This is a genomic window from Arthrobacter sp. SIMBA_036, assembly GCF_046535135.1.
GTDB lineage: Bacteria > Actinomycetota > Actinomycetes > Actinomycetales > Micrococcaceae > Arthrobacter.
Genome location: NZ_JAWRXG010000005.1, coordinates 1 through 17292, shown reverse-complemented (window position 1 = coordinate 17292; position 17292 = coordinate 1). Strand labels below are relative to the sequence as shown.

Sequence of the window (17292 nt, the reverse complement as noted above, 5' to 3'; positions counted from 1 at the left end):
CCCCATGGACGTTTCCCGGCTCCGCGAAATCTGTTTGGCCTTTCCGGGAGCCTTTGAGGATTTCCCCTTTGGGCCCGAGACGTCAGTGTTCAAGGTGCGGGCCGCCGTCGCTGGTGGCGCCCGGCACGAGGCCAAGATGTTCGCCCTCTCCGCGATGGACGCGGAGAATTGGTCGGTGAGCCTGAAGTGCGAGCCGGCGTTGGCTGAGCAGCTCCGAGCCGCCCACCCCGAAATCACCGGTGCTGGCACATGAACAAAACCCACTGGAACGGTGTGCGGTTGGACGGCGCCCTGCCCGATGACATGGTCCGCGACATGGTGGAGGATTCCTACGATCTCGTGGTTGCCAGCCTGAGCCGCAAGCAGCAGGAACAGCTGGGATGGGCAAGGCTCTCGCGGACGTTAGGAAGGCGCTGAGGGCCTGTTCCCGCCCTCCTCGAAAGATCACACTTTGACAAATGTTGATCGAAACTGGCCCGAAATATTGATTTTCAATCACCCGTGGTGAAGTATGTCACACGAAGGTTGGTGCTGCCGGAGCGCCAACCCAGACTGTCTGACTGAACGGCCGCTGCCGCGCCAGTCGACATCAACGAGTCACTGGAGGGTTTGGAAATGAACGTTCAGCATCAGTCTGTTGGCCGCCGCGGATTCCTGCGCGGGGCACTCGCTGCAGCAGTCCTCGTTCCGTTGGGAGGCTCCCTTGCCTCCTGCGCGGGGAGCGGCAGCAGCAGCAACGCCGGCCCCACGGGAGCTGTCTCTGACACCAACCCGTTCGGCATGGCCGACAAGGCCACTGTCGACGCCGTGATCTTCAAGGGCGGGTATGGCATCGATTACGTCGATTTCGCCGGCAAGGTCCTGGAAAAGAACCACTCTGGCTCCACCGCCAAAATATCGCCCTCCACGGACATCGCCCAAGAACTCCAGCCACGCTTCGTTGGCGGCAACCCGCCGGACTTGATTGACAACTCCGGCGCCAAGGCCATCGGTTTCAGCACCATCCTGGCCCAACTGGAGGACCTTACCAGCGTGGTCGAGGCCAAGAACCTCGAAGGCAAGGTCATCAAGGACACGTTGTACACCGGCGTGTTGGCGCCAGGTACCTTCGACGGCAAATTGGCTGCGCTCAACTACGTGCTGACCGTCTATGCCATGTGGTACTCGGATTCACTACTGAAGGCCAATGGTTGGTCCGTCCCCAAAACGTGGGATGAAATGTATGCCCTCGGTGAGCAGGCCAAAGCAAAGGGAAAGTACTTGTTCGTGTGGGGCAAGGAAGCGGCGACATACTATCAGGAGATGGCGATCGCCTCAGCTATCAAGGAAGGCGGCGACGACGTCCGCCTCGGGTTGGAAAACCTGAAGGCCGACTGCTGGTCCCACCCCGCGATCCAGTCCGTTTTCACGGCTCTGGAGAAGATCGTGAAAGCTGGCTACTTCAAGCCCGGTGGCTCCGGTACCCAGTTCACCGCGGCGCAGGCACAGTGGACCAACACCCAGGAAGCAGTGTTCTACCCGTCGGGTTCTTGGATCGAAAACGAAATGAAAGACCAGACCAAGGCCGGGTTCAACATGACCGGCGCGCCGGTTCCCTCGGTGACTGCCAGCCCCAAGAAGCCATACACTTCCCTCCACAGCGCGGCCGGTGAGCCCTACGTTGTTCCGTCGCAGGGTAAGAACGTCGCAGGCGGCAAAGAGTTGCTCCGAGTGATGTTGTCCAAGGATGCAGCAACCAACTTCGCCAAGACCAAGCTCGCCCCCACCATCGTCAAGGACACGGTTCCCGCAGACGGTTTCGGATCCACCGCCTTGGTCTCGCAGACCAAGTTGCTGAGCGACGCCGGGGAAAACATCTACACCTGGAACTTCATCGACCTTTACGGCACCAACAAGGACCAGCTGGTGGTGTGGAACACCTTCCTCGACGGGAAGTCGGACGTGGCTACCCTGACATCGGACCTCCAGAAGATCAGCGACAAGGTCCGTAACGACAGCTCAGTCAAGAAGATCGAAGTGAAGTGACTGCAATGAAACGCCGGCGCAAGCCGTTGACGTGGGACAAGATCAGCTTCTTTGCGGTGTTCCTTGGACTTCCGCTGGCGATCTATCTCCTTTTCGTGATCTGGCCTTTCGTCCAGGCCTTTGGGTACTCCCTGACTGACTGGTCGGGGTTCTCGCCCACGCAGAATTTCATTGGGCTGCAGAATTACACCAAGATCTTCACGGATGACATCTTCATGAAGGCCATGGGGAACAACGTCCTCCTGGTGATCTGCCTGCCGATCATCACCATTATCCTCAGCCTGATACTCGCATCCTTGGTAACTGTGGGGGGAAGCAGCAAAGGGCAGATCAAAGGTCTCAGGAACTCCAGCTTCTACAGGGTGGTCTCCTTCTTCCCCTACACGATTCCAGCGATCGCCATTGGCATCATGTGGGGCCAGATCTATGACCCTTCCGGAGGATTGTTGAACGGGTTGCTCAGGGGCGCTGGCCTGAATCAGTTCAAGGACTTCGCTTGGCTGGGTGACAAAAACACCGCCATGGTGGCCACGATGTTCGTGATCGTCTGGGGTTTTGTGGGCTTCTACATGGTGCTGTTCGTCGCTGGCATCAAGGGTATTCCGGCTGAGCTTTTCGAGGCGGCAAGGATCGACGGCGCCGGCCGTTTCCGCACCGCTGTTTCCATCACCATTCCCCTGATCCGTGACAACATCCAGACGGCGTACATCTACATGGGAATCCTGGCGCTGGACGCGTTTGTCTACATGGCTGCGCTCAACTCCGGTGGCGGCCCGGACAACTCCACCCTGGTCATGTCGCAGCAACTGTTCTTCACAGCGTTCAGCAAGGGCCAGTTTGGCTTGGCCAGCGCCATGGGCGTGGTACTGGCCTTGGCGACCCTGATCTTCTCCGGCCTGGTGTTCGTTGTTAATCGGCTCACTGGCGGAGACAAGGATGTGAGCCTGTAATGTCGACCAAAGTCTCAGCTCCGCAAATGAAGTCGCTGCACTTCCAGCCGCGGACCCCGGCTGCCACCACAAGCGACAGGTTAGTCGGCGCGGTCTCGCACACCGCGTTGACGATTTGGACAGTCATCGTCATCCTTCCGTTGCTGTGGACGTTCATGTCCTCCTTCAAGACCTCGAACGAGATCTTCGCATCGCCGTTCTCCCTCCCGGGTGAATGGAGGTTCGATAACTACACCAGGGCTTGGAGCGAGGCGGGCATTGGAAGTGCCTTCCTCAACTCCATCGTGGTTGTCGCTGCGGCATTGGTGATCGTGATGGTGCTGGGGGCCATGTGCGCCTACGTGCTGGCCCGGTACACCTTTCCCGGCAGCAGGGCCATTTACTACCTGATGCTGGCCGGCCTGACGTTTCCGATCTTCCTGGCCATGGTGCCGTTGTTCTTCGTCCTGAAGAACATGGGCTTGCTGAACACCCTGCCCGGACTGATCCTGGTTTACGTGGGCTTCGCGCTTCCGTTCACGGTGTTCTTCCTGTTCTCCTTCTTCAAGTCGCTGCCCCACGAAATTACCGAGGCGGCGGCCTTGGACGGAGCGGGGGAGTGGCGGACGTTCTTCCAGGTCATGCTGCCGATGGCCAAGCCCGGACTCGCGTCGGTTGCCATCTTTAACTTCTTGGGTCTGTGGAACCAGTTCCTCATTCCGGTGTCCATCAATGCCGCGGGCCCGCGCGTCCTTTCCCAAGAACTCGCAGCCTTCGCCGGCCAGATGGGCTACGCCGTGGACTATGGCGCGCTGTTCGCAGCCGTCAGCGTCACCGTCATTCCGGTGCTCATTGTCTACGTGATCTTCCAGCGCCAATTGCAGGGTTCGGTGTCGCAGGGAACCTCCAAATAGGCAGAATCCGGAAGTAGCACAACAAAGCCAAAACAGCGTTCGACGGCGGTCCTCACCTCACGTTGCGGGGCCGCCGTCGGGTTTTCAGTTTTGAGATGACAGGATGGAACGGTTCTGTAGTGCAACGAAAGGCAGCAGCCCGTGATCTTCATTGTGGTCAAGTTCAAGGTCAAGCCCGACTGGTCCGAACGTTGGCTGGACTTGGTGGCCGACTTCACCGAAGCGACCCGCGCCGAGCCCGGCAACCTGTGGTTCGACTGGTCGCGCAGCGTGGACAACCCCAACGAGTTCGTCCTCGTGGAAGCATTCCAGGACGACGCCGCTGAGGCTCACGTCAGCAGCGAACACTTCAAAAAAGCCATGGCGGACATGCCCCAGGCATTGGTGGAGACTCCCCGGATCATCAGCCGGCAGATCGACGCCAGCGGATGGGACCGCATGGGTGAGTTGACCATCGCGTACTAATCCTCACTGTGTAGTTCCCGCTGCCGCGCGCTGAGCAGCTCAAACTCAGGGCGGGCTGCCACGAACCGTTCAACGGCGTCGAGCACCTGCTGGAGATGGGCGTGGTCCGGGGCCACCAGCGCCGCGCCGATCAAGGCGCGGCGGTGTTGGTCCTGGAGCCCCGTCTCTGCGGCCGAAACCTCGAAGCGGCGCTTGAGTTCAGCCACGAGGGGCCGCACCAACGAGCGCTTCTCTTTGAGGCTATGGACGTCCCCCATGAGGACATCGAATTCAATCCAACCGATCCACATAGTTCATTATTGTCATACGGACTTGATCGAATCTTGACAGAACTCAACAACACGTCTTGAGTTCTGCCCGGCAGTGTATGGAAAGGCGGCCGCATCCGGCCGTCCATACTCTTTCGCTGCCTAGTTACTCAGGACTGACAACGTGCCCCGAACCCCCGTCACGACCACCTTGAAACGCCCCGTTCTCCTGGCCTGCGCCGCCACGCTCCTTTTCTCGGGAGTGGCAGCACCGTCAGCATTGGCGGCTGGCCCTGCCCAGGGAGCAGGCTACCAAACGAGCTCCAGCGTGTCGGCGCTCGCAGGCCAAGCTGAGCAAACATTGGTTGTCCCAGTGACAGCGGGTTTGGCGCCCACACGGGTCAGGGGCACGGTAGCTGTATCGGGCAAACCCGAAGGGACTGTCCGGGCAACGGTCAACGGCCGCGTGGTGTTGGAGGCCAACGCTGCCGCTAACCTCCCGCTTGATGCCGCGGTGTCCGCCGTCGATGTCACGGACCAGCAACTGATCGTGGGGCTGCAGTTCGAACCCCTCAATCAAGCCAAATGCATCGTGTCCAGCTCCACAGCGACGCTCAAAGGGTTCACTGTTGATTTCTCGGGGACTGCGCAGGCGCCCACCACCGTAGCCGAGTTTTTCCCGGCGTCGGTCCCCGCCGTCGTGGTTTCCGTCCCCGCGGATCCTCGCGCTGACGTGTCCGCCGCAGTCATGGCGGTTTCTGCCGCGATCTCGTACCGCTACCCGAATGCATCAGTAAGCGTGGTTCCGGAGGCGGAGGTCGCTGGGCGTGTGGCGACCCTTCCGCCGGGCAGCCGCCTGGTCACTGTCCTGGCGGACCAGGGTGAAACCAGCACTAAGCTCGGCACGGCTGCCGGCCTGCCCCAGCTGATCCTCAGCGGCCATGACGAACAACTCCGCACCGCTGCGCGCGCCTTGGCCAGCGATAAGACGGCACTGGCAGCGGCGGCCGCGGTCACCGGGCTCACCTCCGCACTGCCGGCGTCGCCTGGCCTGACGCAAAGCCTCAAGGACCTCGGCAGCGCGACGCTCAAGCTCTCTGGCTACGGGACGCCGGAATCCTACGTTGGCATCAGCCAATCGCAATTCGGTGGCCCGGTTTCAGCCATGAAGATCCAGCTCAAGGGAACCCACACGGCCGTCCCCACCAACGCGCAGGCGCAACTCACGGTGTACTGGAACGATTACCTGCTCAGCTCGCAAAACCTCGACGGCGGAGACCGCTTCTCGGTCGACGCCGACGTCCCTGCCGGGCAACTTCAGGCAAAAAACGGCCTGCGCATCCGGCTGGCTGCATTGCCGGCCGGCGGTGACTGCAACGGTCCGGCCGGCGCGATGCCCATGGAAGTAACCCTGGACACCGCCGGAAGCACCGTAACTGCCGTTCGTGGTGCCTCGTCGAAGCCAGGCTTCCAGAGCTTCCCGCAGGCATTGGGGCAGAGCCTCCCCGTGGCCTTCGGTGGGGGCGGCGCGCAGGCGAACACCATCAACGCAGCCACATTGGTGGCGGCCCTTCAGCGTGAGAGCGCAAAGCTCCTGGACACCCGCCTGGTGGGGATGGACGCATTCGCTGACTCCGCCGAGTCCGGCTTGGTTGTGGGTGCCACCACCGAGATTGCCAACAAGCTCTCGGCGCCGTTGCGCTTGGCGGAGTTCCGTACCATTTCGCCTGGGGACATCCAGTACGGCGTGGGTACCAACGCGCCGTATGGCGTGCTCGAAGCTTTCGAGCAGGGCGGCCGGGACGTGTTGATGTTGGGAGCCTGGACGCCAGGGTCCGACGCCGCGGGGTCGGCAACGCTCCAAGGTTCCCTTGCGTCCCATGTGGCCACCCTTGAGGGAGGGTGGGCTTCACTTTCCAGGAACCTGTTGGTGACGCAGCCGGCCGGGACGCCGGTGTTGTTGGACAGCAACGCCGTGGTTCCACAGAAAGCCGTGACGGACGACTACCGCCCCTACGTGTGGTGGATCGGCGCGGCTGTGCTGCTCCTCGTGCTCGCTTTGGCGCTACGGACGTGGCTGTCGCGACGACGCGCCGCGGCAGCGCGCGCCTACGTGGATGCCGAACTGCACGCGACTGAACCCAACCAGCCCCCGCATGGCGACTAGCGTCTCCATCAGTCCGAGGACCGCATGGGAACGGCTGGGCGCCCCGGTCCGAGGCCGTAAGGTTCCGGGTACCCGGATCATCGCAGTAGCGGCTGCAGTGGTGGGGTATGCGGCCTGCCTTTACTCGATGGGGCATGGCATCAACTTGGAGTACTCCGATGCCCAAAGCCACCTGACCATCGCTCGACGCATCTTCGACAGCAAGGCCCCGGGGTTTGAGCAGCTCGGTACCGTCTGGCTGCCCATGCCCCATCTCCTGCTGGCCCCGTTCGTGCTGAACATGTGGCTCTTCAGCACGGGTTGGGCCGCGGGGCTGCTGGGCATCCTCGCCTTGTCAGGTACCGCGACGGGCCTGTACCTGATCGCGGCCCGGCTTGGCCTGGGGCGTTCCGGACGGCTGGCCACCACGTTGGTGGTCCTGGCAAACCCTGCGGTCTTGTACGTCTACACCACGGCGTTGACCGAGCCGGTGCTGATCATGTGCATCGTGGGCGGGATGGCAGGTTTGGCGCATTGGTCCACCAGCCGCCGTCGAATGAGTGCAGGCGAGTTGGCAGTCTTCGCCGGGATTCCCTCCGCTGCTGCGGTCCTCTCGCGGTACGAGGGCTGGGCGCTGGTGATGACGGGAACATTGTTTGTCTTCATCGTGGCCAAACGCCGGACAGGCCGCTGGCGGGAAGCGTTCGTTATGGCTGGCGGCTATGTCATGGTGCCTGCCGCTGCTGTGGCGTGGTGGATCTCTTACAACTGGGCCGTGTACGGCAACCCGCTGGAGTTCATGTTCGGGCAGTACTCTGCGTACGCGCAGCAGAAAAGCATTACCGACGGCGGCCTGTTGCCCACCAAGGGCAACCCCGGCCTCACACTGGCTACTTTCCACTGGTCGCTGCTGGAGACGGTGGGCGTCGTCGTCCTCGTTTTGGCCGCGTGCGGCGGCGTGGTCCTCGTCTTTCGGCGCGGCCTGGCTAACAGCACCCTGTTGGTGGCCGTGAGCGGCAGCGCGTACGCGTTTGCGTTAGTGAGCCTGTTTCTGGGGCAAACGGCCATCAATAACGATCATTCTCTGCCTACCTCGTGGTGGAACAACCGCTTTGCCCTCACGGCGCTTCCTCTGCTGGCCATCCTCGTTGCCGTAGTGGTTGAGGAAATGGCTCGTCCCAAAAAAGTCCGCCCGTGGTTGATCGGAGCACTGCTGGCGGCTCTTGTGGTCCAAAACGTCTGGTGGAGCGCGGATCCCGCGGCCCGGCTTGCTGTGCTGGCCGAGGGAAAGATGTCAGCGGATTCCACCACGAATTCCACCGCTGCCGCCCGCTGGCTCCACGAGCACTACCAATCCGGTGGCATCCTCATGGACGAGAGCGCGCGCGGGAACGCGGTGCTCCCCGTGCTGGGCATCCCGCTCAAGGAGATTTTCAACAGGGCTTCGGGTGACTACTTTGCTCCCGCGCTGAGGGCCCCGTCCAAGTACGCCAAGTGGGTCTTTGTCAACGTCGAAGGCGGCACAGGGGCAAAGGACTCTGGTCCCACGGATCTCGTCTACCAGGCGATCCTCACGGATCCGTCTTTCCCGGTCCAGTACTCCTTAGCCTTCTCCACACCGACCCACCGGATCTATGAAAGGGCCTCAGACTCATGACGCCGCCTCTCCATCGAGGTACCCCCGGCTTGGACAGGCAGCCGATCGGACAAGCTTTGATCGCGGCAGGCCTCATCAGTCCAGAGCAGCTTGGGCGTGCCCTTCGCCGCGCCGCCAGCGAAGGGGGGCTCCTGGGCAGGCACCTTATTCTCGAAACCGGACTGGACCGCCGTCGTGTCTATGAGGTGTTGGCCCGGCAGTGGGACGCACCCCTGGTGGACCTGGTGGCTGAGCCCACTGATGACGAGCTCATGGAGCAGCTCAATTTCAGCTCGTTGGGTGAGCCGCAGTGGCTGCCCTGGCGGTTGGATGACGGTGTCCTCACGCTCGCTACGGCGGTGGCGCCGTCGGAGGATATCGCCGCGGACGCCCGCGAGATCTTCGGGGTGGACGACGTCGAATTCCGCACCACTACGGACTGGGACATCAACCAGTCCATCCAGCGTTCCTTCCGCCGCCACCTCCTCTACGAGTCCGCTGAGCGGCTGGCAGAAGAACGGCCGGGGGAGTCGGCGCGCATAGCCTTGACGCCATGGCAGTGGTACCTTCCCTTGTTCCTCCTGGCAACCACCATGGTGGCGTTCCTGCTTGCCCCGTTGACCGCGGTTACCGTGTTGCTGGCAACGGCAAACGTCGTTTTCCTGGTGAGCATCGGCTTCAAATCCTTGGCCAGCCTCCGCCGCCCGTTCGACCTGATCCGGGACGCGGGCACCGCCAAAGCAAGGGACCGGGAAAGGGCGCGGCGAGGACTCCCACCCATGACCGGAGAGCGAATCCCCGACGGTGATGTGCCGGTCTACACCATCCTGGTTCCGGTCTTCCGGGAAGCCAACATCATCGACAAACTGCTCACCAACCTCGGCCGGCTGGACTACCCACGGTCCAAGCTGGACGTCTTGGTCCTTCTCGAAGAAGACGACGCCGAAACCATCGCCGCAGCCAAGGCGTCCAGGCCTCCGGAATACGTGCGCATCCTGATCGTGCCAAGGGGTGAGCCACAAACCAAGCCACGCGCGTGCAACTACGGGCTCACCTTTGCCAGGGGTGAGTACGTGGTTATTTACGACGCCGAAGACCGGCCCGAGCCAGGTCAGCTCCGGGCATCCATCGCGGCATTCCAGCAGGACGAGTTCGAACGCGGGCACCTCAACCCACACCGCAAGCCCCTCATCTGCGTGCAAGCGGCCTTGAACTACTTCAACGCCGACCAGAACGTCCTCACACGCATGTTCACCATCGAATACACGCACTGGTTCGATTCCATGCTCCCGGGACTGGACAACTCAGGTATCCCGCTGCCCTTGGGCGGGACCTCCAACCATTTCGTGACGTCCATGCTCAAAGAGGTGGGAGCGTGGGACCCGTGGAACGTCACAGAGGACGCGGATTTGGGACTCAGGGCCGCCGTGGAGGGTTACCGGGTGGGAGTCATCAACTCCACCACCTGGGAGGAAGCGTGTTCGCAGGTTCCGGCCTGGATCAAGCAGCGCACGCGGTGGATCAAGGGCTACATGGTGACCTCCGCTGTGAACACCAGGAACTCCCTGCGCTACATCCACAGCACGGGCGTGGCCGGCGCCGTCGGGTTTCTGGGATTGATCCTTGGGACGCCGCTGGCTTTCCTGGCGTACCCGCTGGTTGTCGGCTTCACCATCGTGACGTACGTGGGCTACGACGTCGTCGGGCTGGTGTTGCCCTCGTGGTTGCTGGTAGGCGGAGTGGCTTCCATGCTGTTCGGCAACGCCATGATGATTGTGGTATCCGGTGTGGCCACCCTCCGGCGCCATGGCTGGCGGATCGCGATCTTCGCCTTACTCAACCCGTTCTACTGGGTGCTGCATTCCGTGGCTGCCTGGCGTGCCGCCTGGCAAATGCTGACCAGCCCGCACAAATGGGAGAAAACCCCGCACGGCTTGGAGGAAGAATTCCACGACGACGGCCACTGGACTGGATGACTCAAAAGACTGCGTGACTCAAAAGACTGCGTGATGCTCCGGCTCGCTGGTTGAGCCAATCTTGAGCCAATCTTGAGGCAACGCCGCAGGGAGGTTGAGCCGGCTGCGCAACACTTGCTCCAAAGGCTCGTGCAGGACCAGCTGAGGGGGTTGGACCGTGGTGCTGGATTCGTTTTCAGTGAGGGTTGCTTTGGGGGTGGTCACGGTCACCCTCCTGGTGCTTTTCTGCGCATCGTACCGCCGCACACGCTCCCCTTACGCCGGCTGGTGGAGCGTAGCCCTCCTCGAGTTCATGCTGGGCAACACGGCATTCCTGCTCAACGGCACCGTGCACCAGCAATGGGCAAATCCAGCGGGCAATGTGTTGGTGGTAGCCGGAGCCTTCAGCGTCTGGGCCGGTGCCCGTACCCTGCGGGACCTGAGAGCCGCTCCGTGGCAGCTCGCCGTGGGTCCTGGGATCACAGCCATCGCTTCCTTTCTGGAAAATCCCGCCTTCAATGTTTGGTCCGGCGGCTTCGTGTACCTGGCGATGATGACGGCCGGTATCAGTCTCGCCGCCCGAGACCTTTGGTTTATTAAGGCCAACCACTCCCAGGTCCACAAGGCACTGTCCTTGGCCGCTTGGCTCTTGGCCGTCTACTACTTGGGACGCTGGGTGGTCTACGCAACGCAAGGTCCCACCAGCGCAACCTTCAAGACCTTCTTTGGCCCCGCTCCCTCGGGGCTGGTCTCCATGGTGCTGTTAGTGACGGTGTCGTTCAGCATGACGGCCCTCAGCAGCGATCAACTCATCAAGGGGCTTCGGGAGCGCGCCACGCGGGACCACCTGACGGGGTTGTTGAACCGCGGAGCGTTCCTTGAACTGGCCAACTCGGAATTGAAGCGATTGCGCTCCAACGAGTCCGGTGCGGCGGTGGTCCTCGCGGACTTGGACAACTTCAAGGCCGTTAACGACGAATACGGCCATGGGGCGGGCGATGCGGCGTTGAAGGCTTTCGCGGATGCCTGCAGTGCCTCGGTGCGGTCCACGGACTTGATCGGGCGCTACGGGGGCGAAGAGTTCATCCTCTTCCTTCCGGGCGCCACCCAAGAGCGAGCCCAAAGCATTGCGGCGGAAATCAGCCGGCACATGGCAGCAACCAAGGTTCCCGAAGGTCTCACTTTCCCCACCATCAGTTACGGTGTGACCGCCAGCAGCCCCGCCCTCGCCAGCCTCAATTTCATGATCGAGGTAGCGGACGCGGCCCTTTACAGCGCCAAGGCACTAGGAAGAAACCGGATTGTAGGAGCGGATCGCCCTGGGGCGGCCACCATTGCGGATGAGGCAAGATCATGAATGAATTGACCACCAGGATCCAGATCCAGCACAACCAGGAGCTCTCGGCGTTCCGCCAGGACATCACCAGCCCCTCCTATCGGAGCAGCACGTCGGCTTCATTGAACGCGGACCGCCGCTCGGTCCGGATGGCGCCAGTGCAGTCGGTGGGGGACGGCAACGCGAACCTGACCATAGTGGCCGACGTCGAAGGCCTCGCCTGGTTCACGGCCGACAAGGGCCTCCTGGGCAGTTGCATCACCGTATCCATAGCGGGGCACCGTCGAAACACCGGCACCCGTGTTCACCTGCCCCTCGCCGAATGCGATGCGTGGATCGAAGCCATACTTGGCGGTTCCTGGATCACGCACGTGTACCGGGCCGGGAAGAAAGTGGAGTCCGACGGGAAGCTGGACATCGCGTCTTATCGGGTCTTCCTGGACGAGCGGCGCCACCCGGTGTCCAAGCCGTCGGCCGTGGCCGATTCCAGCCTCCGGCGCTTGGAAGAATCGTGAGGTCCAAACACCCGCCTCCCGCGGAGTTGGACCCCAGAATCGGGAAATTGGAGCGCCACGTCCAGGCGCTGATGCAGGAACTCCACCAAGCGCGCTATGAGCAGCGGCGCGAATCCCTCCGAGACCCACTCACCGGGTTGGCTAACCGCTTGGCCTTGGTGAGTGCTTTCATCCAAGCCCAGGATGCCATGAAGTATGGGGCCTCGCCCCCTGCCCTCCTCCTGCTGAATTTGGACGGGTTCAAGGCGCTGAAGAATTCCGCCGGATACGCTGCCGCGGACCAGACCCTGGTCACGGTGGCCATGCGCATCCGCTCCGCCGTGCGGGAGAACGACGTCGTCGCTCGCCTTGGCGGCGACGAGTTCGCGATACTCCTCCCCGCCACCGCCCAAGGCAAGGCAACCGCCGTCGGGAATCGCATTCTTGCCGCGCTGGAACAGAGTATCGACCTCGGCAACAACAGCATCAGGTGCCGGGCCAGTTTGGGGCTGCGGATCGCCGAGCCGCACCACAGCGCCGAAGACTTGCTTCAGGAAGCCGACATGGCCATGGAGGAGTCCAAGAGCGAGGGCCGGAACAAGCTCAAGGTGTTTGATCCCGACATGTTGCACGCACGGCAGCTCCAGCGGCAGATCGTCGGGGAACTGCGGGAGGCCATCCGCTCGGACCAGCTGGTCCTCTACTATCAGCCGATCGTTGAGCTGGCCACAGGCAGGATCGAAGGCAGCGAGGCTTTGGTCCGCTGGAACCATCCGGTGCACGGCATCATCATGCCGGATCAGTTCGTTCCCGTGGCGGAGGCAACCGGATTGATCGCCGAGTTGGGCAGGTGGGTGCTGCGCGCCGCCGTTGGTCAACTGCGGCGGTGGCGACTCAATGAGAGCACCGCGCGGCACAAATTTTCCATGCAAATCAATGTCTCTGCCGCGGATCTTCAGAGCCTGGAGTTCGTGGACGACGTCCGTGAGGTCCTCGCAGGAGCAGGGCTGCCGCCGGAATCCTTGGTTCTGGAGCTTACCGAGAGTGCCATCATCCACAACAACGAGCTGGACCGGTACACGCTGGCGAGCCTGCAACGGCTGGGCGTGGGCTTGGACATCGACGATTTCGGCGCAGGCTACTCGTCCATGGGCTACCTGAGGAAGCTACCGGTAGGCCGGGTCAAGGTGGATAAGCAGTTCGTGCAGGAGCTTGGACGGGACCCGGAGCAGTTGGGATTCATCGCGGCTATCCAGCGGGTCATTCGTTCATGCGGGCTGGAAGGGGTCTGGGAAGGAATCGAGACCGCCGAGCAGGCCGAAGCCCTGCGGAGTATTGGGTGCACGAGCGGGCAAGGCTACTACTTTGGCAGGCCCCTGCCGGAACCGGAGTTCACGGCCCAGCTGGCCCGGCAATCCGTGTGGCCAGCCAGCTAATGCGGCCAGAGTAGCTAATGCGCATGCAGAAACAGGAAACGCGGGGCCACATGTGTGGTCCCGCGTTTCCTGTTGCTCGTCCTAGCCGAAGTACTTCGGCAGGGTAGCTTCGTGGGCTTCTTTGAGAGCCTCCAAGGAGAGCTCGTCCACGCCGTTGATCTCCAGCTTTTCACCGGCGGCGTCCACAACGCCGATCCGGAGGTGAGCGAAGCCGCGCGCGGTGCACATGTCCTTGAAGCGGACTTCCTCCGAGCGGGGCACGGACACGATGGCCCGGGCCTGGGACTCGGAGAACAGTGCGGTGAACAGGTCCACGCCGTCGCGCTCCATGAGCTCTTCAAGCGCGATGCGCGCACCCACGCCGTAGCGCAGCGAGGACTCAACCAGGGCAGCTGCGAGGCCACCTTCGGAGAGGTCGTGAGCGGCGTCAACCATGCCGTCGCGTGAAGCGTTAATGAGGATTTCTCCCAGTTCACGTTCCGCGGCGAGGTTTACCTTCGGCGGCAGGCCACCGAGGTGTCCACGGAGGTTGGACCATTCCGAGCCATCAAGTTCCGCCGCGGTGGTACCCAACAGGTAGATGGCCTGGCCGTCCTCGCGCCAGCCCGACGGCGTGCGGCGGGCGACGTCGTCGAGCTTGCCCAGGACTGCCACCACAGGCGAGGGGTGGATCGGCGTGGTGCCGGTTTGGTTGTACAGCGAGACGTTGCCGCCGGTCACCGGGATGCCGAGCTCCATGCAGGCGTCCGAGAGGCCACGGATGGCTTCGGCAAGCTGCCACATGACGTCCGGATCCTCGGGCGAACCAAAGTTCAGGCAGTCACTGACGGCCATGGGAACAGCGCCTGAAGTGGCAACGTTACGGTAGGCCTCGGCCAACGCGAGCTGTGCACCTTGGTACGGCTCAAGGTAGGTGTAGCGGCCGTTGGCATCGGTGGCCAAGGCAACACCCAGGCCGGTTTCCTCGTCAACGCGGACCACGCCGGCGTCGTCCGGGAACGCCATGGCAGTGTTGCCGCCAACGTAGCGGTCGTACTGGTTGGTGATCCACGACTTACTGCACATGTTCGGCGATGCCACGAGCTCAGTGACGGCTGCGGCCAGCTCGGAAGGAGCCGACGGACGGCCGGCATCCTCGACGGAACCGGTGAAGGAGTTTGCCTGGACCGAGTCCTGCCACTCCGGGCGGGCAAACGGGCGGTCGTAGACCGGGCCGTCGTGCGCAACGGTGCGGGGATCGACGTCGACGATCACTTCGCCTTCCCAGGTGATGATGAGCCGGCCTGTGTCGGTCACTTCACCCAACCAGGAGTACTCCACGGCCCACTTGTCCATCACAGCTTCGAACGCTTCGATGTTTTCCGGGGTGACCACGGCCATCATGCGTTCCTGCGACTCGGACATGAGGATCTCGCCCGGGGTCAGCGTGGGATCGCGCAGCAGGACGGAGGTCAGTTCAACTTCCATGCCGCCGTCGCCGTTGGACGCGAGCTCGGACGTGGCGCAGGAAATACCAGCGGCACCGAGGTCCTGGATTCCCTCAACCAGGGAGCCCTTGAAGAGCTCCAAGCAGCACTCGATGAGCACCTTCTCGGCGAAGGGGTCGCCCACCTGGACAGCCGGACGCTTGGAAGGCTTGGTGTCGTCGAAGGACTCCGAAGCGAGCACCGACGCGCCACCAATGCCGTCGCCACCGGTGCGTGCACCGAACAGGACAACCTTATTGCCCTTGCCCGATGCGTTGGCCAGGCGGATGTCCTCGTGGCGCATGACGCCCACGGCCAGAGCGTTCACCAGCGGGTTGCCCTGGTAAACGGAATCGAAGACCATTTCGCCGCCGATGTTCGGCAGGCCCAGGCAGTTGCCGTAGCCACCAATCCCGGCAACGGCACCGTGCATGACGCGGGCGGTGTCCGGGTGGTCAATCGCCCCGAACCGCAGCGGGTCCATGACGGCAACCGGACGGGCGCCCATGGAGATGATGTCGCGGACGATGCCGCCGATGCCGGTTGCGGCGCCCTGGTAAGGCTCAACGAACGACGGCGAGTTGTGGGACTCGATCTTGAACGTCACGGCCCAGCCGTCGCCCAGGTTGGTGACGCCGGCGTTCTCGCCGATGCCAACCAGCATGTCCTTCTTCATTTCCTCGGTGACCTTCTCGCCGAACTGGCGGAGGTGGTTCTTGGAGGACTTGTAGGAGCAGTGCTCGCTCCACATGACGGAGTACATGGCCAGCTCGGCGCCCGTGGGACGGCGGCCGAGGACCTTGACGATCTCGTCGAACTCGTTCTGCTTCAGGCCAAGCTCGGCCCAGGGGAGTTCGGTGTCAGGGGTCTTCGCAGCGTGCTCAACCGTATCGATGTTGAACTTCTTGGTGGTTTCCGTGGTCACTTGTTGCCTCCCACAATTTTGGTCAAAACGGAGGTGAAGAACCCCAGTCCGTCGGTGTCCAGGCCACCTGTTCCATCCAGTGATTCCGGACCGAATCCCGCCTCCACTGCGTGCTCGGGGTGCGGCATGAGGCCCACAACGTTGCCGGCAGCGTTGGAGATGCCGGCGATGTCGCGGCGGGAACCGTTCGGGTTGAAGCCCACGTAACGGAACACCACGCGGCCTTCAGCTTCAAGGGCGTCCAGGGTCTTCTCGTCCGCGATGTACTGGCCGTCCTGGTTCTTCAGCGGCACAGTGATTTCCTGGCCCTCCTGGTAATCCAGGGTCCACGCGGTGTTGGCGTTTTCCACGCGAAGGACCTGGTCCCGGCAGATGAACTTCAGGTGGTCGTTCTTGATCATGGACCCGGGAAGCAGGTGCGACTCGGTCAGGATCTGGAATCCGTTGCAAATACCCAGGACAGGGAGTTTTGCGTCGGAGTTCGCAGCCTTGACGATCTCGGACATCAGCGGCGCGAACCGCGAGATGGCGCCCGCCCGGAGGTAGTCGCCATAGGAGAAGCCGCCGGGGATGATCACGGCGTCCACGTCGCCGAGTTCGGAATCGGCGTGCCACAGCGGCACCGCCGTGCCACCTGCAAGCCGCACTGCGCGGGCGGCGTCGCGGTCGTCAAGGGTGCCGGGGAAAGTGACGACGCCGATTTTGGCGCCGGCGAGTTTGCGAGCACCATTGGGGTCGGCGGCGACGGCCACGGCCTCGCCAATCAAAGGGATGGACGTCATATCAGGCCTCGACGACCTCGACGTTGACGACGTCTTCGATGACCGGGTTGGACAGGAGTGTCTCGGCAGCTTCGCGGGCCTGGGCCAGGATAGCGTCGGTCACCTCGCCGTCGACAGTCAGTTCAAATCGCTTGCCCTGGCGGACTGCGCTGAAGCTGTTGAAGCCGAGGCGGGGCAACGCGCCCACGATAGCTTTCCCCTGGGGGTCCAGAATCTCGGGCTTGGGCATGACGTCAACGACGATCCGGGGCATCCGGTAACTCCTGTGCGTGAGTTGGGTGAACCTTAGATAAGGCTGCCGCGGAGGTGCCGTCTCACGCCGTTCTGTCATGAGGGCGCTCCGCGAGCTTGCACGACTATTCTACCGGGAGCGGCGCACTTACCCTATTCAGCCCGCTTCCGCGAGGACCACCCGCCGGGACGGTGGAAATCGCGACCTGGGGGCCCGACGTCGGCACCCTGTTGCCTCACGTCAATAGGTCCGGGAAGCGTGGTTCGTTGCCTCATGTGAAAAGGTCCGTTTCGGGGCCTTGTT

At 62.6% G+C, this 17292-nt stretch carries 15 protein-coding genes and 1 pseudogene; 11 read left to right on the top strand and 5 right to left on the bottom strand.

The window, feature by feature from the left end:
• Window positions 1-4 precede the first annotated feature (4 nt).
• The 5 genes and pseudogenes from SB659_RS08175 to SB659_RS08155 all read left to right on the top strand — a co-directional run bounded on the left by SB659_RS08175 (window position 5) and on the right by SB659_RS08155 (window position 4333).
• Window positions 5-417 (top strand): annotated as a pseudogene (locus SB659_RS08175) (MmcQ/YjbR family DNA-binding protein).
• Between the two features lie 198 nt (window positions 418-615).
• Window positions 616-2025, top strand: a complete 1410-nt coding sequence (ngcE, locus tag SB659_RS08170; RefSeq protein ID WP_284979215.1) for an N-acetylglucosamine/diacetylchitobiose ABC transporter substrate-binding protein — start codon at window positions 616-618, stop codon at window positions 2023-2025.
• A 5-nt stretch (window positions 2026-2030) separates the two neighbouring features.
• Complete coding sequence (locus SB659_RS08165) at window positions 2031-2975, top strand: carbohydrate ABC transporter permease (RefSeq protein WP_284979448.1); 945 nt, start codon at window positions 2031-2033, stop codon at window positions 2973-2975.
• Entirely contained in the window at window positions 2975-3868 is an 894-nt protein-coding gene (locus SB659_RS08160; protein ID WP_284979214.1) for a carbohydrate ABC transporter permease, read from the top strand. Before SB659_RS08165 ends, SB659_RS08160 begins: the two co-directional genes overlap by 1 nt.
• A gap of 141 nt (window positions 3869-4009) precedes the next feature.
• A complete protein-coding gene (locus SB659_RS08155) occupies window positions 4010-4333 on the top strand; it encodes a putative quinol monooxygenase (protein WP_284979213.1) in 324 nt (107 codons plus the stop codon).
• Here the strand turns inward: SB659_RS08155 and SB659_RS08150 are convergent.
• Window positions 4330-4623: a DUF503 domain-containing protein gene (locus SB659_RS08150; RefSeq protein WP_284979212.1), complete on the bottom strand. Its 294-nt coding sequence runs from the start codon at window positions 4621-4623 to the stop codon at window positions 4330-4332. The genes SB659_RS08155 and SB659_RS08150 overlap by 4 nt on opposite strands.
• Before the next feature lie 142 nt (window positions 4624-4765).
• Between SB659_RS08150 and SB659_RS08145 the strand changes: the two genes are divergently transcribed.
• Genes SB659_RS08145 through SB659_RS08135 form a run of 3 tightly spaced genes read left to right on the top strand, consistent with a single transcriptional unit; the run spans window position 4766 to window position 10339 of the window.
• Window positions 4766-6748, top strand: a complete 1983-nt coding sequence (locus SB659_RS08145) for a cellulose biosynthesis cyclic di-GMP-binding regulatory protein BcsB (protein ID WP_284979211.1) — start codon at window positions 4766-4768, stop codon at window positions 6746-6748.
• The gene (locus SB659_RS08140) at window positions 6738-8384 is read left to right on the top strand and encodes an ArnT family glycosyltransferase (protein ID WP_284979210.1); all 1647 of its coding nucleotides are present in this window, start codon (window positions 6738-6740) and stop codon (window positions 8382-8384) included. The genes SB659_RS08145 and SB659_RS08140 overlap by 11 nt, the downstream gene beginning before the upstream one ends.
• A complete protein-coding gene (locus tag SB659_RS08135) occupies window positions 8381-10339 on the top strand; it encodes a glycosyltransferase (protein WP_410550083.1) in 1959 nt (652 codons plus the stop codon). The genes SB659_RS08140 and SB659_RS08135 overlap by 4 nt, the downstream gene beginning before the upstream one ends.
• Before the next feature lie 18 nt (window positions 10340-10357).
• Here SB659_RS08135 and SB659_RS08130 read toward each other — a convergent pair whose 3' ends face one another.
• Window positions 10358-10543, bottom strand: a complete 186-nt coding sequence (locus SB659_RS08130) for a hypothetical protein (protein WP_284979460.1) — start codon at window positions 10541-10543, stop codon at window positions 10358-10360.
• Between SB659_RS08130 and SB659_RS08125 the strand changes: the two genes are divergently transcribed.
• Genes SB659_RS08125 through SB659_RS08115 form a run of 3 tightly spaced genes read left to right on the top strand, consistent with a single transcriptional unit; the run spans window position 10497 to window position 13584 of the window.
• On the top strand, window positions 10497-11675 hold the full coding sequence (locus SB659_RS08125; RefSeq protein ID WP_284979208.1) for a sensor domain-containing diguanylate cyclase: 1179 nt from the start codon (window positions 10497-10499) through the stop codon (window positions 11673-11675). The two genes, SB659_RS08130 and SB659_RS08125, sit on opposite strands and share 47 nt — an antisense overlap.
• Complete coding sequence (locus tag SB659_RS08120) at window positions 11672-12169, top strand: hypothetical protein (protein ID WP_284979206.1); 498 nt, start codon at window positions 11672-11674, stop codon at window positions 12167-12169. Before SB659_RS08125 ends, SB659_RS08120 begins: the two co-directional genes overlap by 4 nt.
• Window positions 12166-13584: a putative bifunctional diguanylate cyclase/phosphodiesterase gene (locus SB659_RS08115; RefSeq protein ID WP_284979205.1), complete on the top strand. Its 1419-nt coding sequence runs from the start codon at window positions 12166-12168 to the stop codon at window positions 13582-13584. Before SB659_RS08120 ends, SB659_RS08115 begins: the two co-directional genes overlap by 4 nt.
• Before the next feature lie 81 nt (window positions 13585-13665).
• On the opposite strand, the gene purL is transcribed toward SB659_RS08115, so the two are convergent.
• Genes purL through purS form a run of 3 tightly spaced genes read right to left on the bottom strand, consistent with a single transcriptional unit; the run spans window position 13666 to window position 17010 of the window.
• Window positions 13666-15975, bottom strand: coding sequence for a phosphoribosylformylglycinamidine synthase subunit PurL (purL, locus tag SB659_RS08110; protein WP_284979204.1), 2310 nt, complete (start codon window positions 15973-15975; stop codon window positions 13666-13668).
• Window positions 15972-16757: a phosphoribosylformylglycinamidine synthase subunit PurQ gene (purQ, locus tag SB659_RS08105; RefSeq protein WP_410550082.1), complete on the bottom strand. Its 786-nt coding sequence runs from the start codon at window positions 16755-16757 to the stop codon at window positions 15972-15974. The genes purL and purQ overlap by 4 nt, the downstream gene beginning before the upstream one ends.
• A 1-nt stretch (window position 16758) precedes the next feature.
• Window positions 16759-17010 (bottom strand): phosphoribosylformylglycinamidine synthase subunit PurS, encoded by a 252-nt coding sequence (purS, locus tag SB659_RS08100; protein ID WP_011773385.1) that lies wholly within the window; start codon window positions 17008-17010, stop codon window positions 16759-16761.
• Between the last annotated feature and the right edge of the window lie 282 nt (window positions 17011-17292).

Coding starts and splice junctions, on each gene's coding strand:
- SB659_RS08150 (WP_284979212.1), bottom strand. CDS start 4,623: ATGTGGATCGGTTGGATTGAATTCGATGTCCTCATGGGGGACGTCCAT.
- purS (WP_011773385.1), bottom strand. CDS start 17,010: ATGCCCCGGATCGTCGTTGACGTCATGCCCAAGCCCGAGATTCTGGAC.
- purQ (WP_410550082.1), bottom strand. CDS start 16,757: ATGACGTCCATCCCTTTGATTGGCGAGGCCGTGGCCGTCGCCGCCGAC.
- SB659_RS08120 (WP_284979206.1), top strand. CDS start 11,672: ATGAATGAATTGACCACCAGGATCCAGATCCAGCACAACCAGGAGCTC.
- SB659_RS08160 (WP_284979214.1), top strand. CDS start 2,975: ATGTCGACCAAAGTCTCAGCTCCGCAAATGAAGTCGCTGCACTTCCAG.
- SB659_RS08165 (WP_284979448.1), top strand. CDS start 2,031: ATGAAACGCCGGCGCAAGCCGTTGACGTGGGACAAGATCAGCTTCTTT.
- ngcE (WP_284979215.1), top strand. CDS start 616: ATGAACGTTCAGCATCAGTCTGTTGGCCGCCGCGGATTCCTGCGCGGG.
- SB659_RS08135 (WP_410550083.1), top strand. CDS start 8,381: ATGACGCCGCCTCTCCATCGAGGTACCCCCGGCTTGGACAGGCAGCCG.
- SB659_RS08140 (WP_284979210.1), top strand. CDS start 6,738: ATGGCGACTAGCGTCTCCATCAGTCCGAGGACCGCATGGGAACGGCTG.